Source organism: Burkholderia sp. PR2, from assembly GCF_052372875.1.
In the GTDB taxonomy this organism is placed as follows: Bacteria; Pseudomonadota; Gammaproteobacteria; order Burkholderiales; family Burkholderiaceae; genus Burkholderia; species Burkholderia diffusa.
On the sequence record NZ_JBQRWH010000001.1, the window covers coordinates 1,076,527 to 1,090,878 of the forward strand.

General features: G+C 69.0%; 10 protein-coding genes and 2 pseudogenes. 4 read left to right on the forward strand and 8 right to left on the reverse strand.

Going from position 1 to position 14,352, the window contains the following annotated elements; translation table 11 throughout:
• Window positions 1-23: 23 nt before the first annotated feature.
• From ACT2FV_RS04685 to ACT2FV_RS04700, 4 genes are all read right to left on the reverse strand, one after another.
• On the reverse strand, window positions 24-2,324 hold the full coding sequence (locus tag ACT2FV_RS04685; protein ID WP_151047902.1) for an ATP-dependent DNA helicase: 2,301 nt from the start codon (window positions 2,322-2,324) through the stop codon (window positions 24-26).
• On the reverse strand, window positions 2,321-4,015 hold the full coding sequence (locus tag ACT2FV_RS04690; RefSeq protein WP_151047901.1) for a VRR-NUC domain-containing protein: 1,695 nt from the start codon (window positions 4,013-4,015) through the stop codon (window positions 2,321-2,323). The genes ACT2FV_RS04685 and ACT2FV_RS04690 overlap by 4 nt, the downstream gene beginning before the upstream one ends.
• A gap of 105 nt (window positions 4,016-4,120) precedes the next feature.
• Window positions 4,121-4,999, reverse strand: coding sequence for a MipA/OmpV family protein (locus ACT2FV_RS04695; RefSeq protein WP_151047900.1), 879 nt, complete (start codon window positions 4,997-4,999; stop codon window positions 4,121-4,123).
• 207 nt (window positions 5,000-5,206) lie between these two features.
• Window positions 5,207-5,518: a hypothetical protein gene (locus tag ACT2FV_RS04700; RefSeq protein WP_044843100.1), complete on the reverse strand. Its 312-nt coding sequence runs from the start codon at window positions 5,516-5,518 to the stop codon at window positions 5,207-5,209.
• A gap of 520 nt (window positions 5,519-6,038) precedes the next feature.
• Between ACT2FV_RS04700 and ACT2FV_RS04705 the strand changes: the two genes are divergently transcribed.
• The 3 genes and pseudogenes from ACT2FV_RS04705 to ACT2FV_RS04715 all read left to right on the forward strand — a co-directional run bounded on the left by ACT2FV_RS04705 (window position 6,039) and on the right by ACT2FV_RS04715 (window position 7,622).
• Window positions 6,039-6,287, forward strand: coding sequence for a hypothetical protein (locus tag ACT2FV_RS04705; RefSeq protein WP_124900792.1), 249 nt, complete (start codon window positions 6,039-6,041; stop codon window positions 6,285-6,287).
• Window positions 6,288-6,626: 339 nt separating this feature from the next.
• Window positions 6,627-7,058 (forward strand): annotated as a pseudogene (locus ACT2FV_RS04710) (CBS domain-containing protein).
• A gap of 63 nt (window positions 7,059-7,121) precedes the next feature.
• The gene (locus tag ACT2FV_RS04715; RefSeq protein ID WP_444503340.1) at window positions 7,122-7,622 is read left to right on the forward strand and encodes a PRC-barrel domain-containing protein; all 501 of its coding nucleotides are present in this window, start codon (window positions 7,122-7,124) and stop codon (window positions 7,620-7,622) included.
• A 34-nt stretch (window positions 7,623-7,656) separates the two neighbouring features.
• On the opposite strand, the gene ACT2FV_RS04720 is transcribed toward ACT2FV_RS04715, so the two are convergent.
• Window positions 7,657-8,286 (reverse strand): DUF4142 domain-containing protein, encoded by a 630-nt coding sequence (locus ACT2FV_RS04720; RefSeq protein ID WP_444503896.1) that lies wholly within the window; start codon window positions 8,284-8,286, stop codon window positions 7,657-7,659.
• A gap of 100 nt (window positions 8,287-8,386) precedes the next feature.
• A complete protein-coding gene (locus ACT2FV_RS04725; RefSeq protein WP_444503341.1) occupies window positions 8,387-10,348 on the reverse strand; it encodes a PAS domain-containing hybrid sensor histidine kinase/response regulator in 1,962 nt (653 codons plus the stop codon).
• A 356-nt stretch (window positions 10,349-10,704) separates the two neighbouring features.
• Between ACT2FV_RS04725 and ACT2FV_RS04730 the strand changes: the two are divergent.
• A pseudogene (locus ACT2FV_RS04730) lies at window positions 10,705-11,743 on the forward strand (sigma-54 interaction domain-containing protein).
• 53 nt (window positions 11,744-11,796) lie between these two features.
• On the opposite strand, the gene ACT2FV_RS04735 reads toward ACT2FV_RS04730, so the two are convergent.
• Window positions 11,797-13,596 carry a methyl-accepting chemotaxis protein gene (locus ACT2FV_RS04735; protein WP_444503342.1) on the reverse strand — a complete coding sequence of 600 codons (1,800 nt, stop codon included), beginning with the start codon at window positions 13,594-13,596 and terminating at the stop codon, window positions 11,797-11,799.
• Window positions 13,597-13,844: 248 nt separating this feature from the next.
• Entirely contained in the window at window positions 13,845-14,099 is a 255-nt protein-coding gene (locus ACT2FV_RS04740) for a DUF3562 domain-containing protein (RefSeq protein WP_059599439.1), read from the reverse strand.
• Between the last annotated feature and the right edge of the window lie 253 nt (window positions 14,100-14,352).

A 14,352-nucleotide genomic window follows, 5' to 3' on the forward strand; every position in this document is an offset into this window, starting at 1 on the left:
GTGCACGACGCCCGTCCGGCAGATCACCCGATCCGCCACCACCGCGGCAACAGATCGCGCACCTCGCGCCGCCGGTAACGATCGTCGATCAGATGCACGACGCCCTCGTCGTGTTCGGTGCGGATAACGCGTCCGGCCGCCTGCACGACCTTCTGCAAACCCGGGTACAGATACATGTAGTCGTATCCGTTGCCGAAACGCGCATCCATCGCGCGCCGCATCTGTTCGTTGACATCGTTGACCTGCGGCAGCCCGAGCGTCGCGATGAACGCGCCGATCAGTCGCTCGCCGACGAGATCCACGCCCTCCGAGAACGCCCCGCCCAGCACGGCGAAGCCGACCCCGCGCCCGCCCGCGTCGAAGCGCGCGAGAAATGCGTCGCGCTCGCTTTCGGCCATGCCGGGCGCCTGGGCCCACACGGGCACGTCCGGGTGGCGCGTCTGCATCAGCGCGACGACGCGCCCGAGATAGTCGAAGCTGCTGAGAAAACCGAGGTAATTGCCGGGCCGCGTCGCATACTGCGCGGCGATCAGGTCCACGATCGGTTCGAGCGAACGGTCGCGGTCGCGCCAGCGCGTCGACACGTGGCTCGCGACGCGCACGGTCAGTTGTTCGGCGCGGAACGGCCCGTCGACGTCGAGCCAGCCCGTGTTGGCCGGCAGTCCGAGCGTGTCACGATAAAAATGAAACGGGCTCAGTGTGCCGGAAAACAGCACGGTCGCGCGCGCGGCTTCGTAACGCGACGCGAGAAAGCCGGCCGGAATCACGTTGCGCACGCACAGCGTCGACTGGATGCGGCGCCGGCGCGCGGCTGGCGCGACGCCGTCGAGCCCGGACTGGCGCGGCAACGGCTCGCCGTGCAGCGTCGCGTCGAAGATCGACGCGCCGTCGAACGCGTCGGCGAGCACACCGAACTGGATCGCCTCGAAATGAAAGCGCAACAGCGCGTCGCCATTCGCACGCGGCGCATCGGTCAGGTGTTCGCCGATCGCCGCGACGAGGTTCTGCACGGCCGTCACGATCGGGCCGGGAATCTCCGGATACGCCGCGTAGCGCTCGGCCTGTGCGCGATTGAGCGTGCCCCACGCGCGCGCGAGCCGGTCGAACGCCTTGCGCAGAGCCGCGGGTGCGGCCTCGCGCGCGGCCGCGAACGCGAACGGGTCGAGCGATGCGCTGTACATCTTGCGGGCGCGATCGAGCAAGTTGTGCGCCTCGTCGACGAGCACGCCGACACGCCACTGGTTCTGCTGCGCGAGCGTATGCAGCATCGCGCTGCCGTCGTAGTAGTAGTTGTAGTCGCCGATCATCATGTCCGACCAGCGCGCAAGCTCCTGCGCGAGGTAGTACGGACAGACGTCGTGTGCGAGGGCCGCCTCGCGCACAGTGTCGCGATCGAGCAGCCCGGTGGCGATCGCCGCGTCGCGCGCCGCCGGCAGCCGGTCGTAGAAGCCTTGCGCGAGCGGGCACGATTCGCCGTGACACGCGCGGTCAGGATGCTCGCACGCCTTGTCGCGCGCGACGAGTTCCAGCACGCGCAGCGGCAGCGCCGGCGTGCCGGCCCCAAGCGTGGTCGCCGCCTCGAGCGCGAGCGCCCGGCCGGGCGTTTTCGCGGTCAGGAAGAACACGTGATCGAGCTCGCCTTCACCGCATGCCTTCAGCAGCGGGAACACCGTGCCGAGCGTCTTGCCGATGCCGGTCGGCGCCTGCGCCATCAGGCAGCGTTCGTCGCGCGCCGCCCGATAGACGGATACGGCCAGCTCGCGCTGACCGCTGCGGAATTGCCCGTGCGGAAACGTCAGCGCACGCAGCGCCGCGTCGCGAGCCGCGCGATGCGCGGTCTCGCGCTCGGCCCAGCCGACGAAGCACGCGCACTGCTCGGCGAAGAACGCGGCGAGCGCGCTTGCGCCGAGCGTCTCCGTCAGCACGGTCTCGCGCTCCGACACGATGTCGAAATACACGAGCGCGACGTCGATTTCCGTGAGGCCGCGTGCGTCGCACATCAGGTGCGCATAGACCTTCGCCTGCGCCCAGTGCAGCGCGCGATGATTGGCCGGCATCGCGTCGAGGCTGCCGCGATAGGTCTTGATCTCCTCGAGCCGGTTCGCGACGGGATCGTAGCCGTCCGCGCGCCCGCGCACGGTCAGCGTGCCCCATGTGCCGGTCAGCGCGATCTCGGTTTCATAGCGTGCGCCGCGCTTCGACGTGACCGCGCCGTGACCGGCGATGCCTTCGAGCGCGGTCGGCGCGGGCGTGAAGCGCAAGTCGAGATCGCCGCGCCGCGCGGTGAACTCGCACATCGCCCGCACCGCGACGACATAGCTCATGCGGACAACCCCGCCGCTTCGTCCTGCCGGACGCCCGCGCCGGCCCATTCGACATCGACGACGCGCACCGGCATGGCATGCGCGATGCAGTATGCGAGCCAGCGCGTCTGGTTGTCCTGCAGCCGGTCGCCTGGGCCCTTCACCTCGATCAGTTCATAGCGCCGCTCGCCGGGCCAGAAACGGACCAGGTCGGGCAGCCCCGAGCGGTTGCCGCGGATATCCGAGAGCAGGCGCGTGAACCACAGCCGCAGGTGCTCGGGCGGCAGGCATGCCAGCGCCTCGTCGAGCAGTTCGTCGGTCAGCACGCCCCAGAACACGAACGGCGATTGCAACCCCATCTTCGTGGCGTAGTGCCGGCGGATCGTGTCGCGGTACGCGCCCGAATCGAGTTGCGCGAAACAGCCGTCGAAGGCGGCGGTGCGGCGTACCGCGAAATCGGGTGCGTGCAGGTCGGCCGGGCCGCGCTGGAACGGATGAAAGAACGCGCCGGGCACGGCCGAGAACACGGGCTCCCAGCACAGCAACCCGAACAACGAATTGATCAGCGTGTTCTCGACGTAGTGAACCGGCGCGTCGGGCCGTGCAAGGTGATCGCGCACCGCGTATTCGACGCTGACGAACGCGTCGGGGCGCGCAAGCACGAGCGTCTCGCGCGGCACGTCAGGCGCGCTGCCCGCGCGTTCAACCCGCAGCCCGAGACGGCGCTGCAGGCGCGGCAGCATCCGCTCGACGCGCTGACGCTCCTCGTCGCTTTCGAAGGCGCTGCGCGCCTCGAGCGCCAGCGCGAGCGCATCGTCGTCGCGTCCGCAGCGTTCGAGCACGCGAATGCGCCGGTGCCGGCTGCCCGGCCACGCGCTGCGCACATACGCGTCCAGCGCGGCGGTCCAGTCGGCGCGGCGCTCGCAGGTCTGCCCGAGCGTGAACAGCAGCTTCGCGCGGCGCGTCGCGAGCCACGGCTGCACGCAGCCGACCGCGTCGATCGCCTGCAGCAGAGCGTCGAACGGCAGGTCGTCGGGCCACGCATCGAGTGCTTCGCGGCAGGTCTGCAGCGCAAGATACGTCTCGATGTCGTCGCGCTGCTGGAACGCGCGAGACGACGGCGCGAACGGCACGCTTTCGTACTGGAACACGCCGAGATCGGCGAGCACGAATTCGCTCCAGTCCTGATGAAGATTGCCGAAGAACATCAGTCGCAGCCGGTCGCACAGTGCGCCGACCGTCACGCGCAGCACGCAATCGTCGGTCTGCGCGCACCAGGCGTCGAGCGGCTGCGCCACGTCGTGCGCGGGCCGCAGCCGTTCGAGCCAGTCGGGCTTGCGCTCGCCCGCGTGCGCGCCGAGCGACGGGAACACCTTCAGGAGATCGGCCTTGGTCGACAGCGCGAACAGTTCGTCGAGCGTGAGCGCGGGCGCCGGATCGACCCAGCCGAGCTCGACGAGTGGCGTGGCCGCGTCGAGCGTGCTGCCGATCTCGTCATACACGAGCTTGCTCGCACGGAAGTCGGACCCGCTGCGCATCAGCATGCGCACGAGCAGCGCGCGCGACACTTTTGGCAACTGTGCGAAATCCCGAAGAAACGCGTGTTCGCGCGCATCGAGCAGGTCGTCGTAACGCTCGCCGAGCCAGGCCAGCGCGCGTTCGAAATTGGTCAGGTAGTAAAACGCCGGGGGCGTCGGCGATGCAGGCGTCACGGGGATCGATCACTGTACGTTTGTACAGGTCGGAATCATATCAAATGTGACGAAAAATGCTGCATGCCGCGGCCCCTTCCGGCCGCCTTTCCGGCGCCGATCCGATCAGAACTGGTAATTCACCGACATGTCGAACACGCCGTTCGTCGACTGCTGCGTGATCGGGCTGCGCCTTGCGCGGCCGACGAGCTGTTCGATCGCGCCGTCCATCGTCACGAACCAGTGCTTGTTGACGAACCAGACCATCGTCACGCCGGCGCCGAACGACTTCATCCCCGCGCCCGACGAATAGGTCGGCAGCCCCGAACGCGCGGACGCACCCGGGTTCACGCCGAACCAGCTGTTCATGTAGCGCGAATCGGCGAACGACACCGTCGGCCCGGCGAACCAGAAGAACTGCTCGTTGCTGCCCGGCATCGGCACGTACGCGGAGAAATCGCCGATCCAGCCGTTCGAGCCGCCGATGCTGCGCCGAACATCGGCGCGCAGCACGAGCGGAAAATCCTTCGAGATCACGTAATCGGCCGCGAGCTTCATCACCGGCGCCGCGTTGATGTTGTCGAGCCCGTTCAGGTGGTCGAGGTCGTCGGCCGAGCGGCGCCCGAGGTCATAGCCCACCGACAGGCTCACGCGCCAGTTGGGCCCGCGCAGCACGTTCGCGCCGAGCCCCTCGCCCGTCGACAGGAAGAACAGGTCGCGATAGCGCACGTCCACATTCGGGCCGCCCATCACGCGGTAGCGATCGGAACCCGCGTAGCGCGGCTGGAGCGTCATCGCCGCGCCGACGCTGACCTGCCACGTCGGAACTGTCGGGCTGAACAGCTTCTGCAGCGGGACGCCTGCCGAGTATTGCCATTCGCCGAGCGGCGAAGGCGTCTGCGCCGACGCGTCGCGGGCATCTGCCGCCGCCAGCACGGCGAAGGCCGACAGGCCGGACACGACCCGGCGGATGCCGGGCGACAACAACGGGCGGGCAACGGTCATCAAGGCGATCTCCGTCGGTTGCATGAAACGAACCTAAGGGAAAGCGCGTCGCATCCCGATCGGCTGGAACGGCAGGCAGCCAACGGCGCGAACGTAGCGTGCGCTGAATTGTCATCATCCTACGCGACGCGCGGCGAAGCCGCAAAGCGCCCGTTGAACACGGGCACTTTGCCGATTTCCGGCATGAACCGGTGCAGGATTGCGGAATCAGAAACGCTCGACGTGATAGTCGCCGGCCAGCGCGGCCGGACTGCGCTTCGCCATCATGCGCGAGAAGCCGTCGGCGAGACGCCCGAGCGCGAGCTGCTTCTGGCTCGCGTCCCAGTGCGTGTAGGTGTCGTAGGCGGTGTCGTCGAACGACACGGTGACCGCGACCGGGCGTCCGCTCGCGCGAAAGCCGATATGCAGCACGCCGCCCGGCAACTCCTCGATGTGATAGCGCAGCGAACGCGACTCGAAATAACGGCCCAGCACTTGGGCGATCGCGCGCTTGTCGGGCGATTGCACGTGAATGTCCATGATGGTCCTCCTTTCAGTGTTCGCGCGGCCGGCCGTGGTTGGCTGTGCCCGCCCGGCATGCGCATCGGCGGCGGCTGCGATGGCGGATCGCCTAGCGGCTGCCCCGGGGGCACGGGCGGATCGAACGGATCGTCGTGCTCGGGCAGCGCCGGGTCGGGATCGACGTCGGGCGTCGGCTCGGGACGGTGCAGCATGGATCGCGTGCTCATGTCACTCCTGCGCGGCGGCTCGCGCGTGTCGATTGGCGTGGCGAGCACGCGCAACGGGTGTGCCTGCCCGGCGGGGCCGCCGCGCATGTGTCGAACCGTTCGCGCACATCACGGAAATCGCCGCTACACACGCTCGCGTCGTAACGTATCCTTTCCCTGGGTTCAATCATCACGATGTCCTCTCGTCCATACCGGCTGCGGGCAGCCCGAATGGTCGCCCGCCCGGCCGCCTCGACGACTGCAAGCGTCATGCCGCCCGCGCCGCGCGGGCACGGCGCTTGCGATCCTCGTACCCGTAAGGAGGTTCGATCATGACCGCATCCGCCCCCGGCAGCCGCAACGCCGTGTCACCGGCTGCCGGCCCGCTCCCGCTGGCCACGTCGCGCAAGCCGTCCGAAGACAAGACGGAGGAACGCATCGACGAAGGGCTCGAGGAGACGTTCCCGGCAAGCGATCCGCCCGCCGTCGGCGGCGCAACCCGCATCGACCCCGCCAGGCCGTCAGGCGAGCGCGAACGTCGCGCGCCCGACGCCCCGCCACCGCCCCGCGATCACGGCTGACGGCGGCACCCGGCCCGCGATGCGCGGCAGCGCGGCAACGGGCCGGCTCAACCGGAGCGAACTGATGAAACGCATTGAACGTGCATGGCACGAAGTCAGCGGTGCCGCGGGCGTCGCGGCGCTGGCCGCGATCGAGAGCGCGCTGGTGCTCGCCATCGTCGTGATGACGGGCGTCGGCCACTGAGCGCAGCGCGCGGCCCGGCCACGGCTGCCGCCGTGGAAGATGTACAACCCGGCTGGCAAATTTCTCCGTGGCACGGCCGCGCAGGTCCGGCACCTGTCGATTGAACGCGGCACGCGTCCTGCTCCCGCATCGTCTCGCTCACGAAGGAGGCGTTCATGTATCGCGTCAATGAAATCATGTCGCGCGACGTGGTGTGCGTCGCGCCCACCGACACGATTCGCCATGCAGCCGAATTGATGCAGCGCTTCGACATCGGCGTGCTGCCGGTGTGCGACGGCACCGGGCTCGTCGCGATCGTGACGGACCGCGACCTTGCGGTACGCGCGCTGTAGCGCGGGCATCCGCCCGATACCCCCGTGAAAGTGGTCGCATCGGCGCCGGTGCAGTGGTGCGTCGAGGACGACGGCGTCGGCGACGTGCAGCAGCGGATGGCCGACATACAACTGCATCGGATGCCGGTGCTCGACGCCAACCACCAGATCGTCGGCATGGTGTCGCTCGGCGACATCGCGACGCGCGCGGGCGGCCCGGCACGCGACGAGTTGGCGAATACGCTCGAGGACGTGTCCCTGCCGCGCCGCCGCTGAGCGCCCCCCATCCGTGCAGCCCGCGCGCCGTATGCGCCGTGCGCTTCGACCAGGAGAAAAGCGATGACAACGGACAGACCGTCGCGCACGCAGGCGCGCATTGTCGGCGACCGCGGCCGTTCGGCCGGCGGGCCGGGGCCGGACGTGATGGCCGCCGGCACGCTGGAAAACGATCGCGTGCTGACGATCGACGGCGACGACATCGGCAAGGTCACGAACATCATGCTCGACGTCCACTCGGGCCGCATCGCGTACGCGGTCGTGTCGTCGGGCGGATTTGCCGGGATCGGCGACAAGCTGCTCGCGGTGCCGTGGAACGCGCTGACGCTCGACGTCGAGCGCCGCTGCTTCCTGCTGCCCGTTCCGACCGAACGGGTGCGCGACGCACCGGGCTTCGAGAAGGACCGCTGGCCGGCGATGGCCGATCCCGCGTGGGCCGAGGCGCTGCACGCGCACTACGGCGCGTCGCCGTACTGGCTGATCGAGGAAGGCGAGACTGCGCTCGACTCGCCGCCATACGAGGCGTCTCCGAACGGCCCGGAGAGCGGCACGCGACGCCACTGACCGACGCGACAGACGCGCGCGGCCGCCGTGCGGATCAGCGCGCGGCCGCGATCGAACGCTCGAGCGCGCGCGCGGCGCGCAGGTGCGCCTTCAGCGTCGACAGCGTGTCTGCCGCGAACGCGCGAAGCTGCGGGTCGTGACCGTTGCGCGCTTCGGCTTCGTAGACCCTGATCGCAGCCTCGTGCGCGCTCGGTCCCGCCAGCGCGATGTAACCCTTGTCGAATGCGTCGCCACGCATGGTTCGCAGGGTCGTCAGCCCCGGATCGACCAGCATGCGCGTCTGCACGGGCAGGCCCTTTTGCGCGCCGAGCCGGCGCAATTCCGCGGCCATGCGAACCTGATCGTCCACCATCCGGCGCGCGAAGGCCTTCACGTCCGGATTCGACGACCGATCGAGCGCGAGCTGGCTCGCCTCCAGCGCCGTCTTGCCGACGATGCCTGCCTTGTCGACGAATTCCGCATCGATGCCGTTCGGCCGCCGCGTCATGTCCGCCTCGTCGGCGGTCTCGCCGGGACGGACGACGCCCGGCGCGACATGAACGGACGATGCTGGCGGCGCCTGCGCATGCGCCGGCGTGAATGCCGACGCGCAGAACGCGGCGAGCACGCCCGATACGAGCAAGCAGCCATTTCCGGCGAACGGGATCCGCACGATCAGCGGCATGCGCCCGGAGCGTGCCGGCTTGCCTCCCGGGTCGTCGCGCTGCGTGTTGTTCGATCTCTTCATCGCGCCTCCTGGCGGGTGTTGCGGAGGCCGCCGGGCGTCAGCGGTGCCGTCCGGCGGCCGCCACGTCGACGATCACGCTGGCCAGTGTCGGCATGTCGACCGGCTTGCCGAGAAACGCGTCGAAGCCGGCGGCCATCACGCGGTTCCGGTCCGCGCCCGCGTGTGCGGTTACCGCGACGACGGGCAGACGCCCGCCGGCGTTCGGCAAATGGCGGATGTGGTCGAGCAGCCAGAAGCCGTCGCCGTCCGGCATCGCGAGATCGGACAGCACGACGCTCGGGTGCTGCCGCGCGACCACGTCGAGCGCGTCGCGCCCCGATTGCGCGGTCGACACCTGGGCACCCAGCGTTTCGAGCGCCGCCGCAAGACTCTCGCGCGACGTCGCATCGTCGTCGACCACCAGCACGCGCTGGCCGTCGAGCGCCACCGCCGTCGACGCCCCGCTCGGCCGTGAGGGCTGGCCGATCAGATCGTCCGCGCGCCAGTCCACCGGCAGCATGACGGTCACGGTCGTGCCACGCCCAACGCCTTCGCTCGCGGCCGCCACCTCGCCGCCGTGCAGCCGCGCGATGTTGCGCACGATCGACAGGCCGAGCCCGAGGCCGCGTTTCGGCGACGCGGACGCGCCTTCCGGCCGGTTGAACGTATCGAACAGATGCGGCAGGCGATCCGCGGAAATGCCCTGCCCCGTATCGGCGACCGACAGCCGCACGCGCGCGCCGGCCCGGGTCAGCGACACTTTGACGTGGCCGCCCGGCAGCGTGAACTTGATCGCGTTCGACAGCAGGTTCGACAGCACCTGACGAATGCGCTCGCCGTCCGCGTAGATCACGCAGTTGGACATCGCGCACGCGGTCGACAGTTCGAGTCCGTTCGCCTCCGCGCTCGCGTCCAGCTCGCGCACTGCCTCGTTCACGGCGCGCACCAGGTCGACGGGCGTGCGTTCGAGCCGCATCCGGCCCGTCGCGAACGATGACGCGTCGAGCAGGTCGCCGACCATCCGCGACAGCGACCGTGCGCTACGATCGATCGCGTCGATCGCCTGATGCGCCAAGCCCTGGGCGTCGGCGCTGCGCAGCACCTCGACCCAGCCGTAGATCACGTTCAGCGGCGTGCGCAATTCATGCGACACGGTCGCCAGCAGTTCGTCCTTCAACCGGTTCGATTCGTCGGCCTGCACGCGCGCGTCGCGCACGCCGCGCAGCGAGCGCAGTTCGCGCCGCTCGTCGCGGCGTTCGTGCGCCTCGCGCAGCGTCATCGACAGGCCGGTGCAGTTGCCTTGCGCGTCGACGATCGGCGCTGCCGCGAAGGTCGCGCGAAAGCGGCCACCGTCGCGACGTACACACAGGATGTCGAGTGGGCCGGTGGGCGCGCGCGCGTTCGCGAACGACGCAGGAACGGGATGCAGCCGCAGCCAGCGTGGCGCGATCAACGTCGTGACGTCGTGTCCGATCACCGCCGCGACGTCGATGCCGAAGAGGCGCCGCGCCGCCGGGTTCCAGCTCGTGATCCGCCGTGCGGCATCGACGCCGACGATCGCGTCGGGCGATGCGTCGACCACGCGGCGCAGCAGGATGTCGTCGAGTGCGAGCGGCGCGCGCGCCGGTTCGCGGCTCGCCGGGCGCGCGTCATCGTCTTCGGCATCGTCGGCTCCGCGCAGCCGGTCGTTCGCGAGCAGCGGCTTGACGGCCAGCACGAGCATGCATTCGACGAAACCGATCGCAACGAAGACGCCGGCCCGCGTCAGCAGCGCGAGCAGCGGCACATCGCGCCACCACAACGCGCCGATCACGGCCGCGCTCGCGGCGGTCGCGGCCAGACCGCCGCCGAACGACGTCAGCCAGGCCGCGGCCGCGACACCGACGTAGAAAGGCAGCGGTGCAAACGGTTCACGCATCCCGACGGCGTGAATCGCCCACACTTGCAGCGCGGACGCCAGCCCGACGGCCAGCACGACCCATGCGCCCTGCCGAAACAGCTCGCGGGTAAAGGTTCTCATCGTTTCCCTGCATCGCCCTGCGACCGTCGCTCGACGATATGCCCTCGAGCGGACCGGGCGAGCCTACGAGCCTTCGCAACGCGCGTACCCGCCGCATGGCGCGTGGCGACTTCGCGGCAAAGCCGGGGGTTGCACGTGCCGTCGCGCCGCGTCGCTCAACCGCCTGTCGCGTTTGCGGAGAACGCGATGGCAGGCGTGTTTCGATTTTTCATACCTCGGCTGTAAAAAAGCACCATGGGGCGGCATCGGCCGCCGCCTGTCGGCATCGTGCCCCAGCGATCGCATATTTCTTCCGTCGTCGCACCCGACATTGGAAATTTCTAAATCGCGGCACCTTCCGTGCGGTTTCGCTGTCGATGATAGATATTGCAAAGAAGGGAGTGCGCAGTGCCGATTTTCAAAACGGCCCGCTGAACGCCTATGGTCGACTCTGCAAACCGTCCGAAGCCACGCGCCGACGCGCGCCGGCTGTCCGGCCACTCCGCGGCGATGCGCACGCTGCTCGGCCGTATCGAGAAAATCGCTCCGACCCGCGCCAGCGTGATGATTGCCGGCGAAAGCGGGGTCGGCAAGGATATCGTCGCGCGGCGACTGCACGATCTGAGCGCGCGATGCGACGGGCCATTCGTCCCCGTCAACTGCGGCGCGATTCCGGCGGACATCGCCGAAGCGCAATTGTTCGGTCACGAGAAAGGCAGCTTCACCGGCGCGATCGCGCAACGCGAAGGGTTCTTCGAAGCCGCGTTCGGCGGCACGCTGCTGCTCGACGAGATCGCGGAGATGCCCGCGTCGCTGCAGGTGAAGCTGCTGCGCGCGCTCGAATCGAACACGATCGTGCGGGTCGGCGGCACCGAGTCGATTCCACTCGACGTGCGCATCGTGTCGGCGACCCGTCACAATCCCGCCGAAGCCGTGCGCGACGGCCGGCTGCGCGAGGATCTGTTCTACCGTCTCGCCGCGTTCGCGCTGTACGTGCCGCCGCTGCGCCAGCGCAACGGCGACGTCGAAGCGATCGCGCACGAGTTTGTCGATGCGCTCAACGTGCGGCACCACTCGCACAAGCGCCTGACCGACGCGGCGATCGCCGCGCTGCGTGCGTATTCGTGGCCAGGAAACGTGCGCGAGCTGCACAACACGATCGAGCGCGCGTACATCCTCGCGGACGACGGCATCGACGTCGCGCTGCCCAAGCCGACGATGTTGCCCGACCTTACGTCGGACGATGCGATGGCGCTGCCGCTCGGCGCGACGCTGCACCACGCGCAGCAGCGTTTCATCGCGGCGACGCTACGGCACTTCGACGGCAACAAGCCGCAAGCGGCGAAAGCGCTCGGCATCAGCCTGAAAACGCTCTACAACCGGCTGGCGCTGATGCGCGACGGCGGCCACGGCTGAGCGTCGCCGCGCGCGTGGCGCGCAGCGATCCGGCCCGCATCACGCGATGCAGGTCACGCGACCTTGAACTGCCCGACCGTCGTCGCGAGCGCGTTCGCCTGCGTCTGCAGCGCGGACGCCGCAGCGGTCGACTGCTCGACGAGCGCCGCGTTCTGCTGCACCATTTCGTCGAGTTGCGTGACCGCGCGGTTCACTTCCTGGATGCCGCGCGTCTGCTCGTTCGCCGCGTGCGTGATCTCGGAGATGATCGTCGTCACATTGGCGACGTTCGACACGATTTCACGCATCGTGTCGCCGGCCTGGCGCACCTGTCCCGACCCGGCCGACACGCTCGCCACCGTCGACTCGACCAGCACCTTCACCTCGCGCGCGGCCTGCGCGCTGCGTTGCGCGAGACTGCGCACTTCCTGCGCGACGACCGCGAAACCACGCCCTTGCTCGCCGGCACGCGCGGCTTCCACCGCCGCGTTCAGCGCGAGGATGTTGGTCTGGAACGCGATCCCGTCGATCACGCCGATGATGTCGCCGATCCGGCCCGACGCTTCCTCGATCTTCCCCATCGTCGACACCACGTCCGACACGACCACGCCGCCGTGCGACGCGATGCGCGACGCGGCGGCCGCCCGTTCGTCGGCCTGGCTGGCAGCGGCCGCCGACTGGCCGACCGTCGCGGTGATCTCTTCCATCGATGCAGCCGTTTCCTCGAGGCTCGCCGCCGCCGATTCGGTCCGCGACGACAGGTCCTGGTTGCCCGCGGCGATCTCGTTCGCGGCCGTGCGCACCGATTCGCTCGCGTCGCGGATCTGCCGCATCACGTCGTTCAGTTTGTCGACGAAGCTGTTGAACGAGCGCGCGATGTCGGCGACTTCGTCGCGGCCTTCGGCCGGCAAGCGCTGCGTCAGGTCGCCGGTGCCCGAGCCGATCGACGCCATCGCCTGGCGCACCTGCGACAGCCGGCGGAACGCGGTTGCCGTGATCGCGCCGACGATCAGCGACGCGACGCCCACGATCACCACCAGCGTGATCAGCGACGCGGTCAGCAGCGAGCGCATCCCTGCCGTCGCTTCCGACTTGTCGAGCAGGACCAGCGCGTACCAGTCGGTGCCCGGCACGGCCTGCGCGCGCACCAGCTTCGCGTCGCCACCCACGTGCACTTCGACCGGCGCGACGGCCGCGGCGAGCGACGCGGCGCCCATGCCGCCGAGATCGGGCGACACGTCGGCGACCGGCTTCAGCGTAAGCTTCGCGTCCGGATGCGCGACGACGTGGCCGCTGCTGTCGATCAACATCCCGAAGCTCGCGGGCGTCGGGTGGATCGACTTCACGTTCGCGATCACGCTGTCCATCGCGACGTCGGCCGCGACGACACCCTTCAGCGCGCCGTCGCGCAGGATCGGGACCGCGAACGTAACGACCAGGTTGCCGGTTCCCGCATCGACGTACGGCGGCGTGACGACCGGCTTGCCGGCCTGTGCGGCCTGCTTGTACCACGGGCGGCCGGTCGGATCGTAGTCGGGCGGGATGCCGGTGGGGTCGGAGAAACGGAACGTCTTGTCCGCATAGCCCGCGTACACATTCGTGAAGCCGCCGGCCGCGGCCATCTGCTTGAACACCGGCAGCGGATCGGGCGACAGCGCGGCGTCCTGCAGCGACGCGATCATCCGGTTTCGGGTCGCGACCCAGTCGCCGATGCCGACCACGTGGCCGCTGGCAACGGATCTCAGGTTGCGGTCGATCGCATCGTCGTTGTACGTGCGTGCGATGAAGTAATTGATCAGCGTGGTGGCGACGAGCGCGAATACGACGATGGCGACGCACGCTGCAAGAATGCGGGTGCGGAGGGACGAGAGCATGGCAACGACTCGGTAAGGGAGCGCGAACGCCCGGTGGACGAATTCACCGGGTAAACGGCATTCGCGCCGCGAACTTGAGGCCGTTGTGTCGATTCGATGAAACGTATGACGAAAAACGCCGGCGGCCGCGGGGGCGTTGGGGGCGCGCTTGCGCGCAGCGGTTGCCGATACGGCATGCCTGCGCGTCGGCGTCGGTCGGCAGTCGGCCGCGGTCCCGGCGTCAGTGGCGCTGGCCGCGGCGGGCCTCCTTACAAACGCCGACTGGTACTCGTATCCGGCTCCCGGTTCGGCGTACTGGCTGGCGTGTCGCGCTCGAGTTCGTCCTGTCTGCGCATCCGTTCGCGCAGGTGGCGGATCGCGAACACGTGGATGTAGTCGTGCACGCGGGCATCGGACGACAACGCCCGCACTTCGTCGTCGAGCATCGTGCGCAACTGGTCGGCGCCGATCGCGCGCTCTTCGGCGACGGCCTTCAAAGCATCAAGCAGATTGTCCTGTGACATCGACGAGCTCCTGACGGTCGAGGAACGAAAGGAAGATGAGCCTACCGGAAGATTAAAGACTGGACAGCCGCCCGGCGTACGATGCGCCGAAGCGTGTTTGCGCGCGATCAACGGCACGTCGCGTGCCGCCGCGCCGATCCGTCGCTGGATCGGCTCGTGCGCTGGATTCGCGGCGCGCGTGGCCCGCGAATGACTGGAAGGATTGCCCACGCCCCCCGAGGCGCGGCACCGCCGATCGCGCGTACGACGAACC